Genomic DNA, 21,472 nt, shown 5'->3' on the forward strand with positions numbered 1-21,472 from the left:
CTGTCTCGTGGGCTCGGAGATGTGTATAAGAGACAGGGCGAGGACACCGACGGCCACGGCGGAGACACCGGCGACGGTGCCGGCGTCGAGGCCGATGAGGAGGGCGGCCGCCAGGACTGCGGCGAGGGCGCTGTCGGCTCCGGCGACGACGACGGCCGCGAACCAGAGCAGGCCGCGTACCGGGTCGAAGGCGCCGGGGTCGAAGGCGCGTCCGGCGAGGCCCATCAGACCGCCGCCGAGTGCGGCGAGGGCCGCGCCCGTGACGAAGGCGAGGAGTTTCAGGCCGGGGACGTCCACGCCGGCCGCGACGGCGCCGGGTTCGTGGTCCCGCATGGCGGTCAGTGCCCGGCCGAGGCGGCCCCGGTGCAGGCCCCGGACGGCGAGCAGGCCGACGCCGAGGAGCAGCAGTTCGGCGAGGTAGAAGGCGCGGTCGCCGGTCAGGAAGGACGGCCGGTCGAGCACGAGCCCGCTGGTGGCGTACGGCTGCTGGAAGACGAAGCGGCTCATCGCCGTCCCGACCGCGAAGGTGACCAGTGCGAGGGCGAGCCCGCGTCGGCGGATCGCGGGCCAACCGGTGAGCAGGCCGAGCGGGGCGGTGACGAGGACGGCGATCAGCAGTGCCGGTACGGCGGGCAGCGGCGGGAGGCCGGGGACGCGGCCGGACATCAGGAGCGCGGTGCCGAGTGCGCCGAGTCCCGCGTACCCGGCCTGGCCGAGCGAGATCTGCCCGCCGTATCCGGTGACCACGACGATGGACAGCAGCACGAGCGCGAGCGCCGGGACGAGCAGGGCGCTCCGCAGGTCGTTGCCCCGGAAGCCGAGCGGCAGCAGGAGCAGCACCAGACAGACGGCCCCCGCCAGGCGTCCGCGCCCGCCCGTACCGCGCCCGCCGCCCGCGCCGCGCATGCCACCCGCTCCGACTCCACCCGCCCCGGCCCCGCCTGCCCCGGCCCCGCCCGCGCGGACGGTCAGCGGCGCGGTCTCGTCCCGCTCGCCGGTGATGCGCGGCCCGGCGAGGAGTGCGGTGGCGAGCAGTGCGACCACGAACAGGTTGGACTGCACGGCTTCGACCAGCGGCAGCAGTTGCCCGGACGGGCGCAGTCGGGTGAGTTCGGCCTGGGCGATGCCGAGGCCGAGCCCGGTGGCGACGGCGACCGGGATGCTGCGCAGCCGGGCGGCGACCGCGACGGCCATGGTCTCCATGACCAGGAGCGGAAGCCCGTACGGGTCGAGCAGCAGGTACGGCGCGAGGGCGATGCCGACGAGCCCGGCGGTGAAGGTACCGAAGGCCCAGCCGATGGCGGAGACCCGGTCGGCGTCGACGCCGGCGAGGGCGGCGAGGCGGCGGTCGTCGACGACGGCGCGCAGCCGGAGGCCGAAGCGGGTCCACCGGGTGGTGGCGAGGACGGTGACGCCGAGGACGAGGATCGCGGCGAGTTGGGCGACGGTGTCGGGTCGCAGGTTGTGTCCGCCGGGCAGCCGGATCGGGGCGCCGCCGAGCGGGGAGGGCGCCCCGGCCAGCGGCGCCGCGCCCCAGAGCAGGACGACGACGCCGATGAGCAGCACGAACACGCCGAGCCCGGCGACCATGGTCTCGGCCGGTCCGGCGCCGCGCCGCTGCAGTGGCCGGTAGACGAGGACGTCGAGCAGTGCGCCGAGGGCGGGGGCGACGAGGAGCAGGCAGCAGGCGACGGCGGGCCAGACCGGCCAGTGCCGCACCACGACGAGGTCGCGCAGCAGGTAGGCGACGGCCATGGCTTGGGCGCCCTGGGCGATGTTGAGCACCCCGGTGGCGCGGTGGCAGACGACCAGGCCGATGCCGCTGAGTGCGGCGGCGCTGCCGACGGTGAGTCCGGCGAGGGCGAGGTCGACGGTGAGGCCGAGCGAGTCGGGGGAGGCTGCGGTGAGGAGGGTGTTCATGGGTGCTCAGCCGCTCGGCGGGGTCGGTTCACCCGGACGGGTGGCGGGGTCGGGGTCGGGGTCAAGGCCAGGGTCGGCGGCGGGTGGGGAGCAGAGCGGGCAGGGCGTCAGCCCCCGGGCCCGGACGGCGTCCGGGTCGACCGGTACGGCCCGTGCCTTGCCGGCGACCAGTGGGCAGTCCGGCCGGTGGTAGCGGGTGCCTCCGGGGACGGCCAGCCATCCCCGGGCGCCCGGGCCGGGCGGATCGGGTCCGAGGCCGCCGGGTTCGGCGTCGGGTCCGAGGCCCGGTTCCGTTTCCGGTTCGACCAGCAGGTCGTACAGCCGCTCCACCCGTCGGTCGGTCAGGTCCTCGTGCTCCGGCAGGGACGGCGGCCGCAGGGCGACCAGGACGGCTCCGGACACGATCAGCGCTGCGCCCGGGATGGTGGAGGAGGCCAGGTAGGGGATCTGCTGCTCGACGAAGCGCTCTCCGGCGACCCCGTACCAGCCGAGTACGCACAGCACGGCCCCGGCCGCGACGAGGAGCCAGCCCGTCCACTCCCGGGCACCCCGGAACGCGCCGGCCCGGGAGCCCCCACCCCGGAACGAACGGCCCCGGAAGACTCCGCGCCGGAACGAACCGCCCCGGAAGGAGGAACCCTTCGGGGCGTTACGGGTGATTTCTCCGTCAGATTGCGATTCGTCCATGGATCCGCCTTCATGGTGTCACCTGAGACGTTTCCAGGATCGGCCTGGAACAGCATCCGGGACACCGAGCGACCGGCCCGGGCGGCACAGGCGAGAGGGATCACCATGCACGTGACGCGAAGCGGCACCCCCACGGGCGGCAGCCGGGCCCTGCGGATGGCGACTGCGCTGCTCGTCCTGACGCTGGCGGGCTCGGTGGCCGCGTGCAGCAGCAGCAAGTCCGGCTCCTCGGCCTCCTCCCCGGCGAGTGCGAGTGCGAGCGCAAGCGCGGGCACCAGCGGATCCGCCTCCGCGAGCGCGACCGGCACCGCCCCCGCCGACCCGGCCGCCGCGAAGGCGGAGATCACCACCAACTGGGAGAAGTTCTTCGACCCCAACACCCCGATCCCGGACAAGGCGAAGCTGCTCCAGGGCGGCGACGCGCTGCTCCCGGTGCTGCAGGGCTTCTCGCAGGACCCGCGGGTCGGTCAGGTGCAGGCGAAGGTGGGTGACGTCGCGTTCACCGACGCCTCCGACGCGACCGTCACCTACTCGCTCTCCCTCCAGGGCACCGTGGTCGAGCCGAGCGCGTCCGGCCAGGCCGTCCTCGAGAACGGCACCTGGAAGGTGTCCCGCTCGACCCTGTGCGGCCTGCTGACCCAGGCCGGCGGCGCCAGCGGCACCCCGATCCCCGGCTGCAGCTGACCGGATGCGGCCGACCGCCCCACCGCGGCACCGGGCCGCCGACGCGTTCGCGCGCCGGCGGCCCGGTCGCGTCCCGGCGGTGGCCCTCGCCCTCCTGCTGACCTTCCTGCCGGCCCTCGCGACGCTCTCCGGCTGCGGCACCCGGCTGCCCGAGCGCGCCTTCACCGCCCGCGCGACCCCACCCGCCGGGCAGACCGGCAGCACCGGCGGCAACGGCAGCACCAACCCCGCCTCCGACACCGGCGTCACCGCCACCGAGATCCGGATCGGCATCGTCACCTCCCTCACCAGCCCGGTCGGCAGCGAGGTGTTCAGCGGCCCCCGGTACGGAGCCCAGGCCTTCTTCCAGGCCCTCAACGACCGCGGCGGCCTGCACGGGCGCACCGTCCGGTTGGTGACCTGCGACGACGGCGGCAGCGGCGTCGGCAACCAGGACTGCGTGCACCGGCTGATCGACCAGGCGCACGTCTTCGCCTTCGTCAGCGGCAGCGTCCTGGACTACGCGGGCGCCTCGTACGTCAGCGGCAAGGCGGTGCCGGACGTCGGCGGCCAGCCGATCGGCACGGCGTACGACCGCTGGCCGCACCTGTACGGGATCTACGGGAGCGCCGCGCCGCGGGATGGCCGGACGGTCGGCTGGAACGGGACGCTCTACCAGAGCACCGAGGTGTTCCGTTTCTTCAAGCAGCGCCTGGGCGCGGCAAGCGCCGCCGTGGTCGCGTACAACCAGGCCGACTCGGCCCGCTACGCCGGTCAGCTGAAGGCCGGGCTGGAGGCCGAGGGCTACCGGGTGCTGCTCCAGACGGTGGACTTCGCGCTGCCGAACTTCCAGGCGGTGGCCGCGGCCGTGCACGCCGACGGCTCGCAGCTGCTGTTCGACGCGATGGACACCCGGGGCAACGCGGCGCTGTGCCGGGCGCTGGACGAGGCCGGGGTGACGGTGGCGGCGAAGGTCACCAACGTGCAGAACTGGTCGGAGTCGGTGCGCACCGACTACGCCTCCTCGCCGAACTGCCGCAACGCGCTCTGGGCGACCTCGTCGAGCCTGAACTACGAGGACGAGCAGTACCCGGCGGTGCGCGATTTCCGGACCGCGATGGCCCGCTACTACCCGGACCGGGCCGGGCAGCTGTCCGCCTGGGAACTGGAGGGCTGGGCGGGCGCGCAGTGGCTGGCGGACGCGCTGGACTCCTGCGGCGCCGCGCCGACCCGCTCCTGCGTCGAGGCCTTCATGAACCGTGCCGAGCCCTATGACGCGCACGGACTGATCCTGCCCGCCTCCTTCGTCCCGCAGCCGCCGCCCACCGGCCCGACCCGTGCCTGCCTGAACGCCGCCCGCTGGCAGGACGCCGCGCAGGGCGGCCGGGGCGGCTGGGTCACCCAGGTGCCGGCCATGACTACCACCTGCTTCGACGTGCCGCAGCTGCCGTACAAGCCCTGATCGGGCCCTACGGCCTGTCCGGCGGATCTTTGCCGGACAGGCCCTAATCGATGCCGGTCGTGAGCCGTTCGACCACGACCATCGCCGCGTCGTCGTCCAGGTGTCCGCCCACGTGGGCGAGGAGGTCGCGGCGGAGGCGGTGGAGGAGGACGGACGGGCGGTCGGACTGCCAGGCGGCGACGCGTTCGGTGAGGGGGTAGAAGCGGCGGCGGGCGTCGCGGGCCTCGATCACGCCGTCGGTGTAGATCAGCAGGCGGTCGCCGGGCTCGAACGCGAAGGTATCCACCTCGTAGGTGGTCGGGACGAGCTCGCCGAGGCCGAGCGGGGGCGCCGGGTGGCGGGCGATGAGCGGGCCGAGTCCGTAGGAGTGCAGCACCAGCGGGGGCGGGTGGCCGCAGTCGATCATGTGGACCACCGGGTCGTCGTCCGGGATGTCGAGCAGGACGGCTGTGATGAACGACTCTCCGGTGTCGTCGGCCCCGGCGTCGTCCGAGGTCCCGCCGAGCCGGTGGCGTCGGGCCTCCCGGGCCTGCTCGGCGAGCTGGGCGAGGTCCCAGCTGACGCTGCCGTCCAGGTAGGCGGCCAGGTCGGGCAGCTCGGCGTGCAGGTGGGCGGCGGCGCGGAAGGCGCCGAGCAGCAGGGCCGCGTCGCCGAGCGAGGACAGGCCCTTGCCGCGTACGTCGCCGACCAGCAGCCGGGTGCCGGTGGCGGTGCGGGCGGCCGCGTACAGGTCGCCGCCGACCTGTGCCTCGGCCTCGGCGGCGAGGTAGACGGAGGCCAGGTGCAGCGGCCCGATCCGGTCCGGCAGCGGGCGCAGCAGGACCCGCTGGGCGGCCTCGGACACCGACCGGACCCGGGCCAGTTCGCGTTCGTGCCGCTCGCGCAGCACCCGCAGGCCGACGATCAGCGCGGAGACGGCGATCTGGGCGCCCAACTGGGTCTCGTGGTTGGCGGTGGTGAGGCCGTCCCGGGCGAGGCCGATGACGGTCAGCGCGGCGAGCGCGAGCAGGGCGACCCCGGCGGTGGCCCGGGGGCCGGCGAAGGAAGCGGTCAGGGCGGGGGCGACGATCAGCAGCGGGCCGAGGTGGATGTCCGGCGGGGAGAGGACGTCGACGACGGTGATCGCCGCGATCAGCGCGAGCGTCAGCGCCGTCAGCACCCGGCGGTCGGGCCGCCAGGCGCGGCGGCGGTCGGGGGAGTGCGGCGGGTGCTGCGGGCGCGGCACATCGGAACGCTGCCGGAGGGGCACCTCTCCTCTGTACACCGTGTGGGCGGCGGGGCGCACCCCGAGGAGCACGCGCCGAGGGGCGTGCGCCGGGCAGCGTTCATCGAGGAGCGTTCATCGAGGAGCGTTCATCGAGGAGTGCGTATCGAGGAGCGCGTATCGAGGAGCGCGTATCGAGGAGCGTGCGCCGGGCGGGTCCGTCCCGGTTCAGCCTTCTTCGCCGTAGCGGGCCAGGTAGGCGGCGAAGCGGGCGATGTCTTCGTCGGACCAGTCGGTGAAGCGCTCGGTGAAGGCCAGGCGGCGCTGCTCGTTGGCGTCCCGCAGCAGGGTCAGTCCGGCCTCGGTGGCGCGCAGGATCTGGCCGCGCTGGTCGTCCGGGTCGGCCTCGCGGGCCAGCAGGCCGAGCTTCTCCAGGGCGGTGACCTGGCGGCTGACGGTGGACTTGTCGAGCATGAAGTGCGCGGCCACGTCGGCGGCCCGGCAGCCGCCGCGCTCGGTGAGCAGGTCGAGGATGCTGTAGGTGACCAGGGACAGGTCGGGGTGCAGCTGGGAGGCCTTGTGCCGGGCGCGGCGGGCGAAGGCGGTCAGTTCGCGTTGGATGGTGTCGATGGACGACTGGCGGCCGGGCACGGCGTTCCTATCTCTCCGAGATTTGTTGCACTATACAACGGATTTGCCGGGGGTCGAACGGCGCTCCGGAGCCGTCCCGCCCGGTGCGGCCTGCGGTTCTCCCAGGGCGTGCGCCGCGTGCCAGGCGCGGGCGGCGGCGATTCGACGGGTCGCACTCGGGTGAGTGGCGAACAGTAGCTCAAGCACCCTTGGCGGGTCGACATCGGAGACGTTCGCCAGTGCCAGTCTGCGCTGCATCGCCACGAACTGCTCGGCGTTCCCGGTCAGTTCGAGCGCGTGCCGGTCCGCCCGGGCCTCGATCCGGCGGCTCACCGCGCACTGCGCCGGCCCCGAGAATGCGCCCAGCAGCGCCGCGAGCGCCGCCAGCAGCGGCAGCGCCCGGGGATCCGCCGCGTCCGCCGCCCCGGCGGCGTCCAGCAGCGGCCGCCAGGCGACCAGCAGGCCGAGCACGGCCACCGCCACGGCCGCCCCGACCGCCCCCCGCGCGGTGCCGACCGGCACGTCCCGGTGCTTGACGTGGCCCAGCTCGTGCGCGACCACCAGCTCCACCTCGCGCGGCTCGGCGGTGGTCAGCAGCGTGTCGTACGCGACGATCCGGCGCGTCGCGCCCAGCCCGGAGACGTACGCGTTGAGCGCGGTGGTCCGGCGCGAGGCGTCCGCCACCAGGACGTCCCGCACCCGGACGCCGTCCCGCTCGGCCAGCGCCAACAGCGCGGTGCGCAGCTCGCCCGGCGGCATCGGGGAGAAGCGGTTGAACACCGGCTCGACCAGCAGCGGGTGGAGGAAGGAGAGGGCGGCGGTCAGCAGAGCCGCCGCACCCGCCGCCGGCAGCCACCAGCGCTGCGGCGACCAGGCGGTCAGCGCGAACAGCCCGAGGACGAGCGGCAGTACCAGGACCAGGGTCAGCGCGAGGCCGCGCAGGGCGTCCAGTGCCCAGCCGGCCCAGCCCTGGGTCACCAGCCCGTACCGGGCCCGGACGGCCCGCACCCGGGCGCCGAACGGCAGCTGCAGCGCCTGGCCGAGGACCACCAGGGCCGCCGCGCCGGCCAGGACGTCGGCGGTCCGGGAGCCGCCGAACCAGCGGCCGGTGGCGGTGACCAGCGCGGCGCCGACGGGGGTGAAACCGAGCAGCACGGTCAGCGCCAGGCCCGCCAGCCGGGCGCCCAGCACCCACGGCAGCTGGGCCCGGCGCAGCGCGCGGCCCCGGGCCCGTTCGGCGGGGGTGAAGTCGGCGGGGGTGAAGTCGGTGCCCGCGTCAGTGCCCGTGTCGGGGCCGGGTCCGGGTCCGGGTCCGGTGCCGGGGCCCCGGGCGGGCTGGGGGTCGGGGGTGGTGTCCATGGGCGGGATGCGGCTCTTCCGGTCGGGGCGGCGTCGCGGTTCAGCATGGCGTACCCGGCCGGGCGGTGCTCACTCCTGGGCTGGGCTGGGCGCGCGGCCGCGGGCGGGGCCGGCCGCGGGGCCGGGCCCAGCCCGCCGGGCTCACTCCTCCGCGCGGTCGGTGGCGCCGTGGACCCCGGCGCGCAGCAGCTGGTGGCCGAGGTCGACCAGGGCGCGGCCGACCGCGAACTCGTCGCCGACCTGCGGTGCCGGGGTGTCGCGGGGGTTGCGGCGGGAGAGGGCGTCGCTGTGCAGGACGTTGCCGTCGGCGTCCAGGACGGCGTGCACCCGGGTGGTGTCCCGGTCCTCGACCACGTGCAGGCTGAGCTGCCAGTCCTTGGTGCGGACCGCCTGCGCGGCCGCCCCCGCCGCATCATCCGCCGCTGCTGTCGCTGCCGCCGCCGTGGGCCCGTGCGGTGCGGTGGCCGTCCCGTCGGAGCGGACGATCACCACCGGGCAGCTCCCGTGCACCGCGCAGCGGGCGCTGACCGAGCCGAGCAGCGTCCGGGCGAAGGTGCCCCGGCCGCGGCTGCCCAGCACCAACAGGTCGGCGTCCTCGGCGGCGTCCAGCAGCACCTCGGCGGCGTGGCCGAGCACCAGGCTCTCCCGCACCTCCACCGAGTGTTCCGGGCCGAGGATCTCGTTGATCTCGGCGCTCAGCGTGCGGCGGGCGGTCTGCTCGAAGCCGTCGTCCACCATCGGCGCGAACCAGCCGTACAGCGACGGGTACTCCCAGGCCGCCACCGCGTGCACCGTCGCCCCGGTCAGGACGGCCTGTCCGAGCGCCCAGCGCAGGGCGGCCTTCGAGGGCCCGGAGCCGTCGATGCCGACCACGATCCGGTGCTCCCGGCCGGGGGAGGGCGGGGCGCCCCCCGGGTTGCCGGCCGGTTCGGCGGCCGGACTGCCGGCCCGACTGCCGCCCGGGATGCCGCCCGGTCCGCCGGTCGGTTCGGCGGCCGGTCCGCTGCCCGTGTTGCTGCTGCCCATCACGTCACACCTCCGGACCCCGGCACGGGACGGGTTCCCCGCACCACCACGCTGCGCGCCCTCCCCACCGCCGCGCCAGGGACGCGGCGGCCGGGTCGGGCGGGGCGATTGGGACGGGTGGGCCAGGGGAGGGTCCGCCGGTGCCCGTCCGTGTCCGGAATGTTGCGGGTACGGGTCCGAAGTGTGGTGATCCGGTGGCGTAGGCTGACCGCTCTTGCACCGTCCTCGGGGGGAACCACTCATGCGCCGTGCCGCGGCCGCCGTCGCGCTGCTCGTCGGACTGACCGCCGTCACCGCCTGCGGGCCGGACGACCCCGCTCCGGCCCCGGCCGGTGCCCCGCCCGTCCCGACGTCCGCCCCGACGTCCGCCGCGACGGCCCCGGGCGCCCCGACCGCCGGCGCGGCCCCGAGCAAGAACGCCGCGCCGCGCCCTGACGGCACCATCACCGTCGCCTTCGCCGGGGACGTCCACTTCGAGGGCCGCACCGAGGCCCGGCTGGCCGTCCAGCCGCCCGAGCCGGCGCTCGGCCCGATCTCCGCCACCCTCGCCGACGCCGACCTCTCCGTCCTCAACCTGGAGACCGCGATCACCGGGCGCGGCGCCCCGGAGCCCAAGCTGTACACCTTCCGCACCTCGCCCAAGGCGCTCTCGGTGCTCAAGGACTCGGGCGTCGACGTCGTCTCGATGGCCAACAACCACGCGGTGGACTTCGGCGCCGACGGCCTCACCGACACCCTCGCCGCCAAGGACTCCTCGCCGATCCCGGTCGTCGGCGTCGGGCGCAACGCCAAGGAGGCGTACGCCCCGTACGTCACCACCGTGCGCGGGGTGAAGGTCGCCGTGGTCGCCGCCAGCCAGGTCGAGGACCTCACCAACCAGAAGTGGCGGGCGGGCGCGAACAAGCCGGGCATCGCCTCGGCGCTGGACGTCCCGGCGCTGGTCAAGGCGGTGGAGACGGCGAAGCAGCAGGCCCCGGTCGTCCTCGTCTACCTGCACTGGGGCGAGGAGGGCAAGGCCTGCCCGACCGCCGCGCAGACCACCGTCGCCAAGAAGCTCGCCACCGCCGGCGCCACCGCCGTGGTCGGCACCCACGCGCACACCATGGTCGGCTCGGGCATGCTCGGCAACACCTACATCGGGTACGGCTTCGGCAACTTCCTCTGGTACGGCACCTCCGACTACCCGAACTCCAACGACACCGGCGTCACCACCCTCACCCTCACCGCCGACGGCAAGGTGACCGGCGAGGCCTTCGCCCCGGCCGCCATCGACGACAAGGGCATCCCCGAGCCGGTCACCGGAGCCACCGCCGAGGCCGCCCTCAAGCGCCGCGACGGCCTGCGCGGCTGTGCGGGCCTCTCCCCGGCACCGAAGGCCCCCACCGCCTCGCCGTGACACCGCCTCGCCGTGGCACCGCCCCGCCGAGACACGGTCAGGCCGTGACACCGCCCCGCCGCGACACCGCCTCGCCGTGACCCGGCCACGTGGTCATACGATCATCCAGTGTCCGGACACGAGGAACTGACGACGAATCGGCTCTCGCTGCGCCGCCCGGCCAACCTCGCCTCCCGGCGCGTCGCCCTGCGGGCCGGCCTGCGACGGGTCGAGCACCTGGACGGGGAGGGCTGCGACGGCTTCGACCTGATCTACGCGAACAACCTGCCCCGGCTGGGGTCCCGGGGCGACTGTCAGTGAGGTCTGCCATGCTGGGCGTGACCTGAAGGGGGCGGTGGTTCATGGGTGGGACCGATACGGCGCGGGGCATGGGGTTTCAGACGGCTTGCGCCCTGCTGCAGTTGATCCGCCTCCCGGAGCAGTATCCGGAGGCCGACACCTTCCGGGTGGAGGGGGCCGACGAGGCGATCGACTTCGAGGTCCGTGACGTCGAGGGCCGGCCGCTGTTGCTCGCCCAGGCCAAGACGCGGGTCGAGCCGGGTACCTGGTCGGGTGGGGAGCTGCTCAGGCTCGCCCGTCGGTGGGGAGCGGCGGATCCCGACGGATCGGCGGTGCTGCGGTTCCTCTCGGACGCACCGGTGCACTCGTCCGGGAAGGCCCTGCGGGACGTGGCCGAACGCGCCCGCGCCGTACCGGACCCGGCGCGGTGGCTGGTGGAGTGCCAGGGCCTGGTGCCGTCCTCCGTCGCCCTCGTGCCCGAGGACCACGCGCTGCTCCGACGCCTGGAGATCGTCAGCCGGATCGGCCCGTGGGAGCAGATCCTCGACCAGGCGCGGCTGGAGCTGCTGCGGCTGTCCGCCGTCCCCCTGGCGGCGGCCGAGGTCGACAGCACCATCGACGCACTGTTCGTGAAGCTCTTCCAGCACTCCGGGGACCACCGCCTCGACCGGCGCACGCTCCGGCTGGAGGAGCTTCCGTGGCTCGTGCGCGGGCGCCGGACCACGCCCGGAGCCGAGCCCGGCGGGCGGCCCGCACGGGGTCGGGCCCTGCTCCGGGACGTGCCCTCGGCCGCGGGCGTCCGCGGCCGTGACGAGGAACTCGCCGCACTGCAGGGGCAGTTCGGTCAGGACCCGGACGCCGGAGCGGTCCGCGTGGTGATGTCCGGGCTCGGCGGCATCGGCAAGTCGAGCATCGCGCGGCTGTACGCCCACCGCTCCCGGGACGCGTACGAGTTCGTCTGGTGGATCCCCTCCGACACCCGGGAGGACGTCCTCGCCTCCTACCGCCGCATGCTCGCCGAGGAGCAGCAGGAGACCGGACCGGCCGACGAGGCGGAGATCCTCGCCCAGATCGGCCTCCGACTGGCGCACCTGGGCTCCAGGGTCCTGCTCATCTACGACAACGTCGCCGGCCGGGAGCAGCTGAACGGCCTGCTGCCGGACTGCGACGGCGCACACGTGCTGGTCACCACCCGGGATTCGGCCTGGGCGGCGGCCGAGGGCGGGCTGGTGGTGGAACGGATGGCCGCCGCCGAGGCCGCGGCCTGGGCCGGGGAGCGGCTGCAGGCCGCGACCGGCACCGAGGTCGCCGCGCTGGTCGACGCGGTGGAGGGGATCCCGCTCGCGATCGCCCAGGCCACCGGCTACATCGCGGCGACCCAGTGCCCGGTCGACGTCTACCTCGCGGAACTCGCCCGGTTCAGGGCCCGGTTGCTCGACGAGCCGGGCTTCGTCCCGCTCGACTACCGCCACGGCGTGACACTGACGGCGGCCGTCGCCCTGAGCGTGCGCAGGGTGCTCGACCAGGCGCTGAGCTCGCCCGAGGCCTCGGGCCGGCACCTCGCGGGCGAAGTGCTGGCCCGCTGCGCGCTGCTCGCCCCCGACTTCATCCCGCTCCACCTCGCGACGCTGGACCTCCCGGGCGGATCGGCCGTCTACGGCGCGGTGGCGGAGCTGCGCAGGTTCTCCCTGGTGGACCCTCGGGACGGCGTGCTGGCGATCCACCGCATCGTCCAGGAGATCGTCCGGGCCTCGCTGGACGGCGAGGCCGTGGACATGATGCAGCACCGGTTCCAGCGGAAGCTGGTGATCGGGCTGGCGGACTGCCGGAAGCGGGAGTCGTGGTCCGAGGCCGCCACGCTGATCGAGCACGCCGTCCACGTGGCGCGCCATGTGCGGAGCAGTGGCTTCGCGGACAGCGACACCGTCGCGGTGCTCAGCAACGTCGCAGGGGCGATCATGACCGTCCACGGCGACCTGGTGCGGACCGAGGGGCTGCTGCGCGAGGCGCTGGAGGTGATCGAGCAGGCCGACGAGGGCGTGGTGGACGATCCCGTCTACCGGCGGGCCGCGACGACCACCTCCCTGGCCCAGTGCCTCCTCAACCAGACCCGGTTCGTGGAGGCCGCCGACGCGGCGCGGACCGGCTGGCAGCTGCTGGAGGGCGTGGGCACGCTCGACGCGGACGGCGCGGAGCACCTGCTGCTGGCCTACACGGCCGACATGCGCGCAGCGGTGGCGCTGGACCGCTACTCCGACATCGCGCTGGCCCACGCCAGGATCGAGGACGCGCTGAGGCGGCTGGACGTGCCGTCGGAGGTGGTCCTGCGGGTCCGGTTGGAGCAGGCGCAGGTGCTCATCTGGAACCAGAGCTGGGACGACGCGGCCCTGGTCATCGACAGGGCGAAGGAGGACGCCCCGACGGAGGCCGCAGCGAGCGTGGAGCTGCAGTTCCTGGAGGCCATCGTCCATGCGTCCACGGGCCGGCTGGAGGAGGCACTCGCCGTCACCGCCGGGATCCCGGAACCGGCCGAGCGGGTGGCGGTCGCCGTCCTGCGCCACCACACCGAGCAGATGGTCGAGTCGGCCCACGCCGTGATGGTCGGCAGTCAGGCCAGGCACGAGGCGGGGCTGCCGGTCGAGGCCTGGATCCTGCAGGCGGCGGAGTCGATGATCGACCGGGCCGAGGCGCTGCTGAAGGAGCACATCGACGCCGGGCCCGAGGCCCTGGCGCCCATCGTCCACCGCCGAGCGATCCTCGCCATGACCCGGTACCTGGTGGGGCACGCCGAGGGCCTCGCGGAGTGCGGGGCCCTGATGAGGGAGAGCCTGGAGCTGTTCGAAGCCGCAGGGCACGGCAATGTGCCGCTGGCGGCCACCGCACGCCGCTATCTGGAGATCGAGGAGCAGGACTTCGCGGTCGATCCCGGTGAGGAAGCCGGCGGAAGCGGGCCGCGGCTCGTCCCGCCGCCTCCCTCGGGCGTCGGCGGGCCGCACCGGATGCCCGACTACCCGTGGCGCGATGCCGTGGCACTCACCCGGGTCGCGCCGGCGAACGCCCGCCGGCTCTACAGCCTGATCGGAGCCACCGCCTACCACCTGGGCGGGCAGGCGGCGCCCTCGTCCCTCTTCCTCGCCTCGGCGTTCGCGTCGGCGCTGCGGGCCCTGGGGGAGAAGAGCCGGCTGGTCCCCGTGACGGTGCGCGTGCTGCGGGGCGACGGCGAGGCGCTGGACCTGCCCGAGTGGCAGCTCCCGCCGGTGGCCACCGGTGACGGCGAGCTGCTCGGTCAGGTGGCCGTCTGGTGCGAGGGGTTCGGACGGCTGGTGGATCCGGGGCTGTTGCTCGGTCAGAGCTGGTTCGGGCCCGGTGCGGCGGAGCGCGCGGTCTTCGAGGCGCCGGCCGTGTTTCCCGCTCCCGCACTGGAGGCGCTGGTCGGCATCAGCCTGGCCTCGCACCGCGACGGGCACCTGCTGACGTACGAGCTCCATCCCGGGTGGGGCGAGTTGCTCGCCGCCGCGACGGAACACCTCGACCAGGCGTCGGTCGACGCGTTCGCGCAGGTGCTGGTCGCCTCGGCGGCGCTGGCTGCCGACGGCGGCTCGCGCAGCTGAGATCCGCGTAGCTGAGATCGGCGCAGCCGAGATGCGTCCACCGGGCTGAAGCAAGGACGAGTCCGAGGCCGCCCATCCCCTTCCCGGGGGGTGGGCGGCTTCTGTGTGTCCGGGGGGAGTTGACGTCGGCACGGGCGCCGGCGCGGGCGTCGGGTTGGGCTTCGGCGCGGGCTTCGTGCGGCTTCACATGGCTTCGCACAGGCTCTCGGCGTGGGCGAACAATTGTGTTAGGTTAGGCTTGCCTAATCTTGCTGGTCGGAGGGGATGTCCTGTGCAGCAGCAGTCCGAATTCACCGGTGCCGTCGCGATGGTGACCGGTGCCGGGCAGGGCATCGGTGCGGCCGTGGTCCGGGTGCTGGCGGCCGAGGGGGCCGTCGTCGCGGCGGTGGACCGCAAGGCCGGGGGCCTGGAGGCCCTGGCGGCGGAGGTGCCGGGCGTCAGACCGTACGTGCTGGATGTCGCCGACGCCCAAGGAGTCGACGAGGCAGTCGAGTTGATCGAGAGTCAACTAGGCTCCATCGCCACGCTCGTGAACGTCGCCGGCATCCTGCGCACCGCTCCGGTCGTCGAACTCACCGACGCCGACTGGGCGGACACCTTCGCCGTCAACACCACCGGTGTCTTCCACACCGGCCGCGCCGTCGGACGGCGGATGGCGGACCGGGGGCGCGGCGCCATCGTCACCGTCGGGTCCAACGCCGCCGGGGTGCCGCGAGCCGGGATGGCCGCCTACGCGGCGTCCAAGGCGGCGGCCACCATGTTCACCCGCTGCCTGGGGCTGGAACTCGCCCGGTCCGGCGTGCGGTGCAACGTGGTGTCGCCCGGGTCGACCGACACCGAGATGCAGCGCGCGCTGTGGGGCGAGGATGCCGAGGCGTCCGAACGCCGGGTGATCGACGGCGACTTGGAGGCCTGGCGGGTCGGCATCCCGCTCGGACGGATCGCCGCACCCGCCGACATCGCGGAGGCGGTGGTGTTCCTGGCCTCCGACCGGGCGCGGCACATCACCATGCACGACCTGTACGTCGACGGCGGCGCGACCCTGCGCGCCTGAGCAGCCCCTCCGCCCCTCCGTACGTCTGCCCGGTCCCCACCTCCCGCTCCCCGGTTCCCGCTCGCCGCGACCCCGCCGGCTCCCCCGTAGACCCGTCCCAGACTGGAGAATCCACCGTGACCACGGTGCACCACGCCCCGGCGGCCCCCGCCGCCGGCGGCCCCGACCACACCGTCATCGGCGCGGCCAGCGGACTGCTCGGCCAGTACCGGGCCGCCTCCGGCGAGGCGTTCCTCGCCTCGCCGACCCGGACCCTGCTCACCTCCGGCGTGCACGCCCGGGTGCCGCAGGACGGGCGGCCGCTGCCCGTGCGGGTCGCCGAGACGCTGGCCGCGGCGGGCCGCACCGGGGTCGAACGGCCGCTGGTGGTGGGCGCGGTGGCGTTCGACCGGGAGAGCCGGGTCGAACTCGCCGTGCCCGAGTGGGTCCGTACCGCCGGGGCGCTGCGCGACGATCCGCTGATCGCGCTGCCCGCGCCGCCGGCCCAGCAGGTCGACTGGCGGATCCGCCCGGTACCGGAGCCGCAGGCGTACGGCGCGGGCGTCGCGGCGGCCGTCGAGCGGCTGCGCGGTGGGGAGTTGAGCAAGGTGGTGCTCGCCCGGACGCTGGAGCTGAGCGCCGCCGAGCCGCTCGACCTGCCGGCCATCCTGCAGCGGCTGGCCCGCCGGGACCCGGGCGGCTACACCTTCGCCGTCCCGGCCGGCGGCGGCCGGACGCTGATCGGCGCCAGTCCCGAACTCCTGCTCGCTCGGCGGGGGACGGCCGTGCTGGCCAACCCGCTGGCCGGCTCGGTGCCGCGCAGCGTGGACCTCGGCGAGGACGTCCGGCGGGCCGCCGCGCTGCTGGAGTCGCCCAAGGACCTGCACGAGCATGCCGTCGTGGTGGACGCGATCCGGGAGGCGCTGGCGCCGTACTGCCGCACCCTGGCGGTGCCCGAACGGCCCACCCTGGTGCGGACGGCCGCGATGTGGCACCTGGCCACCACGATCAGCGGCGAACTGGCCGATCCGGCCGTCTCCGCCCTGGAACTGGCCTGCGCGCTGCACCCGACCCCGGCGGTCTGCGGCACGCCGACGGACGTCGCGCGCCGGGTGATCGACGAGGTCGAGCCCTTCGACCGCGGCCTGTACACCGGCATGGTCGGCTGGGGCGACGCGGCCGGCGACGGCGAGTGGGTGGTCACCATCCGTTGCGCCGAGGCGGACGAGAAGACCCTGCGGGTGTACGCCGGCGCGGGGGTGGTCGACCGCTCCGAACCGGCGGCCGAACTCGCCGAGACCAGCGCCAAGTTCCGCACCTTCCTGGACGCCGCGGGGGTGTCCCGGTGACGATGACGGACGGATTCACCCCGTACCCCGCCGAGTTCGCCGAGCGCTACCGGGCCGCCGGGTACTGGCGCGGCGAGACCTTCGGACGGATGCTGCGCGAGCGCGCCGCCGCGCACGGCGAGCGGATCGCCGTCGTCGACCCGGGCGGCCACTCGGTGGCGGCGGGGGAGCGGCGCTGGACGTACGCCGAACTCGACCGCCGGGCCGACCGGATGGCCGCCGGGCTGCTCGCCCGCGGCATCCGGGCTGGGGACCGCGTCGTGGTCCAACTGCCCAACGCGGCCGAGTTCTTCGAGGTGGTCTTCGCGCTGTTCCGGATCGGCGCGCTGCCGGTCTTCGCGCTGCCCGCGCACCGGTACGCCGAGATCGGGTACTTCTGCTCCTTCACGGGCGCGGCCGCGTACGTCGTGCCGGCCGTCGAAGGCGGCTTCGACTACCGCGAACTCGCCTCCCGGGTACGGGCGGAGAGCCCGGGGCTGCGGCTGGTCCTGGTGGCCGGGGAGGACCCGGGGGAGCACGTACGGCTGGCGGACGTGCCCTGCGGCGGGCCCGGGGCCTCGTGTGGACCGGGTTCCTCGCGGCGGCCCGAGCCTGTTCCCGGGCCCGAGCCTGTTTCCGAGCCTGTTCCCGGGCCCGAGCCCGAGCCGGGGGACGTGGCCTTCCTGCAGCTGTCCGGCGGCAGCACCGGCGTGCCGAAGCTGATCCCGCGCACCCACGACGACTACATCTACTCGCTGCGCGGCTCCGTCGAGCTGTGCGGGCTCGATGCGGACAGCGTGTACCTGTGCGTGCTGCCCGCCGCCCACAACTTCCCGCTCAGCTCCCCGGGTTCGCTCGGCACCCTGTACGCCGGCGGCCGGGTGGTGCTCTGCCCGCAGCCCAGCCCGGAGACGGCCTTCCCGCTGATCGAGCGCGAGGGCGTGACCGTCACCGGCCTGGTGCCGCCGCTCGCGCTGCTCTGGCTGGACGCCGCCGAGCGCGGTGTTCGGGGGTACGAGAGCCTGGAGGTGCTGCTGGTAGGCGGCGCCAAGTTCAGTACGGAGGCGGCCCGCAGGGTGCGCCCGGTGCTGGGCTGCACGTTGCAGCAGGTGTTCGGGATGGCCGAGGGGCTGGTCAACTACACCCGGCTGGACGACCCGGAGGATCTGATCACCACCACCCAGGGCCGGCCGATCTCCCCGGACGACGAGGTCAGGGTGGTCGACGACCAGGACCGGGACCTGCCCGACGGCGCCACCGGCCACCTGCTGACCCGCGGCCCGTACACCATCCGTGGCTACTGGAACGCGCCCGAGCACAACGCGAACTCCTTCACGGCGGACGGCTTCTACCGCACCGGGGACCTCGTCCGACGCACCCCGAGCGGCCACCTGGTGGTCGAGGGGCGGGCCAAGGACCAGATCAACCGGGGCGGCGAGAAGGTCGCCGCCGAGGAGATCGAGAACCACCTGCTCGCGCACCCCGCCGTGCACGACGCGGCCGTGGTGTCGATGCCCGACCCCTACCTCGGCGAACGCACCTGCGCGTACCTGGTGCTCCGCCCCGAGTACCGCGAACATCCCCCGAAGGGCGTCGAGTTGAAGCGCTTCGTGCGCGGGCGCGGGCTGGCCGACTACAAGGTGCCGGACCGGGTCGAGTTCGTCGAGACCTTCCCCGCCACCGGCATCGGCAAGGTCAGCAAGAAGGACCTGCGCGCGGCCATCGCGGCCTCCCTGAACGCCAGTTGATCTCCCCCCTAGTTGCTAAGGAACGACCACCGTGGGCCTGCCCCGCATTCCCTCCTATCCCATGCCCGCCGCGGCCGAGCTGCCCGCCAACCGGGTCGCCTGGACGGTGGACCCGGCGCGCGCCGTCCTGCTGGTGCACGACCTGCAGAACCACTTCCTGGACGCCTTCGAGGCCGAGGCTGCTCCGGTGCCCGAACTCCTCGGCAACGTCGAGGCGTTGGTGAAGGCGGCCGGTGCCCACGGCGTCCCGGTCGTCTACTCGGCGCAGCTGGGCGGACAGAGCCCGGCCGAGCGCGGACTGCAGCAGGACTTCTGGGGGCCCGGCATCCCGGACGACCCCCGGGCCACCGCGATCGCCGACGCCGTCGCCCCGGCGCCGGGCGACACCGTGCTCACCAAGTGGAAGTACAGCGCCTTCGTGCGCACCGAGTTGGAGCGGCTGCTGCGCGAGCAGGGCCGGGACCAGCTGGTGATCACCGGCGTGTACGCCCACATCGGGGTGCAGGCCACCGCCTGCGACGCGTGGATGCGGGACGTCCAGGCCTTCGTGGTGGCCGACGCGGTCGCCGACTTCGGCCCGGCGGAACACCGGGGCGCGCTGGCCTGGGTGGCCGGGCGCTGCGGGGTGGTCGGCACGACGGAGGCCGTGCTCGGGATGCTCGACGGGGCCGGCGCGGTGGACGTGGCCGAGGCTGCGGACGAGGTGGACGAGGTGGACGAGGTGGACGAGGTGGACCAGGTGGACGGGCTGGACGGGCTGGACGGGCTGGACGGGCTGGACGAGGTGGACGGGAAATGACGGCCGTGGGCTTCACGGTGGAGCGGATCCGGGCGGAGGTCGCCGACCTGCTCGGCGAGGACCCGGCGGACATCCCGCTGGACGAGAACCTGGTCGACTGGGGGCTGGACTCCATCCGGCTGATGGCGCTCGCCGAGCGGTGGCGGGCGGAGGGCGCCGAGGTGGCGTTCGTCCGGCTCGCCGAGCGCCCGGCGATCGAGGCCTGGGCCGAGCTGTTGGGCGCGGCCTGATGGAGGCGGTCGTACGGGAGGCCGCCCGGGGGACCGCCGAGGGGGCCGTACGGGAGTTGGTACGGGAAGAGGCGCTGATCGCGGCGCCCGCGCTGCCCCGCCGCTCGGTGACGTATCCGGCAACCACCGTGGTGGGGCCGGTCGAGGCGCAGGCGGCCCGGACGCCGGACGCGCCGGCGCTGGTGCTCGCGGGCGGGGAGACCGTCAGCTACCGGGAGCTGAACGCCTCGGCCAACCAGCTGGCGCGCGCCCTGGCCGCCCGTGGGGCCCGCCCGGGTACGGTGGTCGGCCTCGCCGCCGCCCGCTGTCCGGCCGAGCTGCTGACGGCGCTGCTGGCGGTGGTGAAGTCGGGCGCGGCCTACCTGCCCCTGGACCCGGCGGACACCCCGGGGCGGCGGGAGCGGTTGCTCGCCGAGAACGCGCCGGTGTGCGTGCTGGGGGAGGGGGTGCCGGGGGCGATCCCCGGGCTGGAGGCGGGCGGCGAACTGCCCACGGACCCGCCACGGGCGCTCACCCCGCAGCACCTGCTGTGCGTCGGGTACGGCCCGGGCGGGCGCCCGACGGCCGTCCGGCTCACCCACGCCGAGGCGGACCGCCGGGTGCGCGAGCTCCAGGCGGCCCACCCGCTGGGCCCGGGCGACCGGGTGCTGCAACTGGGGCTGCCGCTCTGGGAGTTCCTCTGGCCGTTGCGGACGGGCGCCGCCGTGGTGCTCGCCGACCCGCAGTGGGAGGGGGAGGTCGGCGCGCTGGTGCGGGAGCTGGGCGTGACGGCGGTGAGGGTGGCACCGGCGGCTCTGCTGGGGGTGTGACGGGGGAGAACTTTCAGCTGACAGCTTTCAGCGAACAGATGATGAAATCTGTTCGCTGAAAGCTGTCAGCTGTTCGCTGTCGACTGTCATCTGTTACTCGTCCGCCGCCGGCCCGCCCGCCGCCAGGTCCGCCGCCGTCCACGCCATCGCCACCGCGCCGTCCAGCACCGCCCGTTCCGCCTCCGCGCCCAGCGCCGCCTCGGCGAACGCCGCCTCGTGCGGGGCGCAGGTGCCACCGGTGATGTCCAGCACCGGGTGGATCGAGGGCACCACGTGCGACACGTTCCCCATGTCCGTACAGGCGAACGGCCCGCTCTCGACCGGCTCCGGCCGGCCGAGAGCCGCCGCGTTGGCCCGCCACAGGGCGAGCAGCCCGGGGTCGGAGCGCATGTCCAGGTAGTCCGGCTCGGGGCGGGACAGCTCGACCTCGCACCCGGTGGCGAGCGCCCCGGCGCGGAAGCAGTCCTCGACCCGGGCGCGCAGCTCCACGAGGTCCTCGGCCGCCGAGGCCCGGATCTCGTACTCGGCGCTCGCGCTGTCCGGGATCAGGTTCGGCGCCGTCCCGGCCCCGGTGGTGATGCCGTGCACCCGCCACTGCGGCGGGAGTTGTTGGCGCAGCAGCCCGATCGCGACCTGGGCGACGGTGAGCGCGTCGGCGGCGTTGCGGCCGTCGTGCGGGTTGAGGCTCGGGTGGGCGGCGCGCCCGGTGTAGCGGACCGACAGCGTGCCGAGCGCGAAGGAACGGAAGTCGGCGACCTCGACCGGGCAGGGGTGGACCATCATCGCCGCGTCCACCCCGTCGAAGGCCCCCGCCTCCAGCAGCAGCGCCTTGCCCGCCCCGCGTTCCTCGGCCGGTGCGCCGATCACCCGTACGGTGAGCCCGAGTTGCTCGGCGTACGGGGCGAGCCCGAGTGCTGCGCCGAGGCCGACGGCGGCGATCAGGTTGTGCCCGCAGGCGTGCCCGAGGCCGGGCAGCGCGTCGTACTCGCAGACGAGTGCGACGGTGACCGGCCCGCTGCCGAGCGTCGCGCTGAACGCGGTGGCCAGGCCGTGCGCGGGTGCGGTGACGGAGTAGCCGTGGGCGCGCAGCAGTTCGGTGCACCAGGCGGCCGCGCGGTGCTCCTCGAAGGCGGTCTCGGGGTGGGCGTGGATGCGGCGGCTGAGCGCGAGCAGCTCTGCCCTGTGCGCGTGCACGCGGTCGCGGACGGCCTGCTTGGTCGCGGCCAGGGGCGGGGGCAGGGGTGAGGGCAGGGACATGAGTGGCGCCTCCGGGCGTCGGGGTCGGCGT

The 21,472-nt window shown here is 74.7% G+C and carries 17 protein-coding genes and 1 pseudogene; 11 read left to right on the forward strand and 7 right to left on the reverse strand.

Going from position 1 to position 21,472, the window contains the following annotated elements; translation table 11 throughout:
- Positions 1 to 1,920 (reverse strand): branched-chain amino acid ABC transporter permease (locus OP86_RS26815; RefSeq protein WP_033333551.1); only part of this gene is annotated, 1,920 nt, incomplete at its 3' end.
- Between the two features lie 6 nt (positions 1,921 to 1,926).
- Complete coding sequence (locus OP86_RS26820; protein WP_078588346.1) at positions 1,927 to 2,424, reverse strand: hypothetical protein; 498 nt, start codon at positions 2,422 to 2,424, stop codon at positions 1,927 to 1,929.
- Positions 2,425 to 2,712: 288 nt separating this feature from the next.
- On the opposite strand from OP86_RS26820, the gene OP86_RS26825 reads away from it, so the two are divergent.
- Both OP86_RS26825 and OP86_RS26830 read left to right on the forward strand, forming a co-directional pair.
- Positions 2,713 to 3,291 carry an MTB12 C-terminal domain-containing protein gene (locus tag OP86_RS26825; RefSeq protein ID WP_030254637.1) on the forward strand — a complete coding sequence of 193 codons (579 nt, stop codon included), beginning with the start codon at positions 2,713 to 2,715 and terminating at the stop codon, positions 3,289 to 3,291.
- 4 nt (positions 3,292 to 3,295) lie between these two features.
- Positions 3,296 to 4,732, forward strand: coding sequence for an ABC transporter substrate-binding protein (locus OP86_RS26830; RefSeq protein WP_078588345.1), 1,437 nt, complete (start codon positions 3,296 to 3,298; stop codon positions 4,730 to 4,732).
- A gap of 43 nt (positions 4,733 to 4,775) precedes the next feature.
- On the opposite strand, the gene OP86_RS26835 is transcribed toward OP86_RS26830, so the two are convergent.
- The 4 genes from OP86_RS26835 to OP86_RS39060 all read right to left on the reverse strand — a co-directional run bounded on the left by OP86_RS26835 (position 4,776) and on the right by OP86_RS39060 (position 8,951).
- Positions 4,776 to 5,957 (reverse strand): PP2C family protein-serine/threonine phosphatase, encoded by a 1,182-nt coding sequence (locus OP86_RS26835; protein WP_030254634.1) that lies wholly within the window; start codon positions 5,955 to 5,957, stop codon positions 4,776 to 4,778.
- A gap of 207 nt (positions 5,958 to 6,164) precedes the next feature.
- Entirely contained in the window at positions 6,165 to 6,587 is a 423-nt protein-coding gene (locus tag OP86_RS26840) for a MarR family winged helix-turn-helix transcriptional regulator (RefSeq protein WP_030057908.1), read from the reverse strand.
- Between the two features lie 30 nt (positions 6,588 to 6,617).
- Positions 6,618 to 7,925, reverse strand: coding sequence for a M48 family metalloprotease (locus OP86_RS26845; protein ID WP_078588344.1), 1,308 nt, complete (start codon positions 7,923 to 7,925; stop codon positions 6,618 to 6,620).
- Between the two features lie 141 nt (positions 7,926 to 8,066).
- The gene (locus tag OP86_RS39060; protein ID WP_063832467.1) at positions 8,067 to 8,951 is read right to left on the reverse strand and encodes a universal stress protein; all 885 of its coding nucleotides are present in this window, start codon (positions 8,949 to 8,951) and stop codon (positions 8,067 to 8,069) included.
- A 241-nt stretch (positions 8,952 to 9,192) separates the two neighbouring features.
- On the opposite strand from OP86_RS39060, the gene OP86_RS26855 reads away from it, so the two are divergent.
- From OP86_RS26855 to OP86_RS26895, 9 genes and pseudogenes are all read left to right on the forward strand, one after another.
- Positions 9,193 to 10,347, forward strand: a complete 1,155-nt coding sequence (locus tag OP86_RS26855; protein WP_033333553.1) for a CapA family protein — start codon at positions 9,193 to 9,195, stop codon at positions 10,345 to 10,347.
- Between the two features lie 108 nt (positions 10,348 to 10,455).
- Positions 10,456 to 10,647, forward strand: a complete 192-nt coding sequence (locus tag OP86_RS26860; RefSeq protein WP_030057903.1) for a hypothetical protein — start codon at positions 10,456 to 10,458, stop codon at positions 10,645 to 10,647.
- 68 nt (positions 10,648 to 10,715) lie between these two features.
- Positions 10,716 to 14,237, forward strand: coding sequence for an ATP-binding protein (locus OP86_RS26865; RefSeq protein ID WP_234434731.1), 3,522 nt, complete (start codon positions 10,716 to 10,718; stop codon positions 14,235 to 14,237).
- Positions 14,238 to 14,508: 271 nt separating this feature from the next.
- Positions 14,509 to 15,291: a 2,3-dihydro-2,3-dihydroxybenzoate dehydrogenase gene (locus OP86_RS26870; RefSeq protein WP_267883093.1), complete on the forward strand. Its 783-nt coding sequence runs from the start codon at positions 14,509 to 14,511 to the stop codon at positions 15,289 to 15,291.
- 116 nt (positions 15,292 to 15,407) lie between these two features.
- Positions 15,408 to 16,619: an isochorismate synthase DhbC gene (gene dhbC, locus OP86_RS26875; protein WP_030254626.1), complete on the forward strand. Its 1,212-nt coding sequence runs from the start codon at positions 15,408 to 15,410 to the stop codon at positions 16,617 to 16,619.
- 2 nt (positions 16,620 to 16,621) lie between these two features.
- Complete coding sequence (locus OP86_RS26880) at positions 16,622 to 18,346, forward strand: (2,3-dihydroxybenzoyl)adenylate synthase (RefSeq protein WP_030057899.1); 1,725 nt, start codon at positions 16,622 to 16,624, stop codon at positions 18,344 to 18,346.
- A gap of 31 nt (positions 18,347 to 18,377) precedes the next feature.
- Positions 18,378 to 18,995, forward strand: a pseudogene (locus OP86_RS26885) (isochorismatase family protein); the annotation flags it as partial.
- Between the two features lie 146 nt (positions 18,996 to 19,141).
- Positions 19,142 to 19,375, forward strand: coding sequence for a phosphopantetheine-binding protein (locus OP86_RS26890; protein ID WP_030057897.1), 234 nt, complete (start codon positions 19,142 to 19,144; stop codon positions 19,373 to 19,375).
- On the forward strand, positions 19,375 to 20,184 hold the full coding sequence (locus tag OP86_RS26895; RefSeq protein WP_030057896.1) for an AMP-binding protein: 810 nt from the start codon (positions 19,375 to 19,377) through the stop codon (positions 20,182 to 20,184). The genes OP86_RS26890 and OP86_RS26895 overlap by 1 nt, the downstream gene beginning before the upstream one ends.
- Before the next feature lie 93 nt (positions 20,185 to 20,277).
- On the opposite strand, the gene OP86_RS26900 is transcribed toward OP86_RS26895, so the two are convergent.
- The gene (locus OP86_RS26900) at positions 20,278 to 21,441 is read right to left on the reverse strand and encodes a M20 family metallopeptidase (RefSeq protein WP_030254620.1); all 1,164 of its coding nucleotides are present in this window, start codon (positions 21,439 to 21,441) and stop codon (positions 20,278 to 20,280) included.
- Positions 21,442 to 21,472 lie beyond the last annotated feature (31 nt).

The organism is Streptomyces novaecaesareae (genome assembly GCF_000716875.1).
In the GTDB taxonomy this organism is placed as follows: domain Bacteria; phylum Actinomycetota; class Actinomycetes; order Streptomycetales; family Streptomycetaceae; genus Kitasatospora; species Kitasatospora novaecaesareae.

Coding starts and splice junctions, on each gene's coding strand:
- OP86_RS26845 (WP_078588344.1), bottom strand. CDS start 7,925: ATGGACACCACCCCCGACCCCCAGCCCGCCCGGGGCCCCGGCACCGGA.
- OP86_RS26895 (WP_030057896.1), top strand. CDS start 19,375: ATGGAGGCGGTCGTACGGGAGGCCGCCCGGGGGACCGCCGAGGGGGCC.
- OP86_RS39060 (WP_063832467.1), bottom strand. CDS start 8,951: ATGGGCAGCAGCAACACGGGCAGCGGACCGGCCGCCGAACCGACCGGC.
- OP86_RS26900 (WP_030254620.1), bottom strand. CDS start 21,441: ATGTCCCTGCCCTCACCCCTGCCCCCGCCCCTGGCCGCGACCAAGCAG.
- OP86_RS26825 (WP_030254637.1), top strand. CDS start 2,713: ATGCACGTGACGCGAAGCGGCACCCCCACGGGCGGCAGCCGGGCCCTG.
- OP86_RS26830 (WP_078588345.1), top strand. CDS start 3,296: ATGCGGCCGACCGCCCCACCGCGGCACCGGGCCGCCGACGCGTTCGCG.
- OP86_RS26855 (WP_033333553.1), top strand. CDS start 9,193: ATGCGCCGTGCCGCGGCCGCCGTCGCGCTGCTCGTCGGACTGACCGCC.
- OP86_RS26880 (WP_030057899.1), top strand. CDS start 16,622: ATGACGGACGGATTCACCCCGTACCCCGCCGAGTTCGCCGAGCGCTAC.
- OP86_RS26890 (WP_030057897.1), top strand. CDS start 19,142: ATGACGGCCGTGGGCTTCACGGTGGAGCGGATCCGGGCGGAGGTCGCC.
- OP86_RS26865 (WP_234434731.1), top strand. CDS start 10,716: ATGGGGTTTCAGACGGCTTGCGCCCTGCTGCAGTTGATCCGCCTCCCG.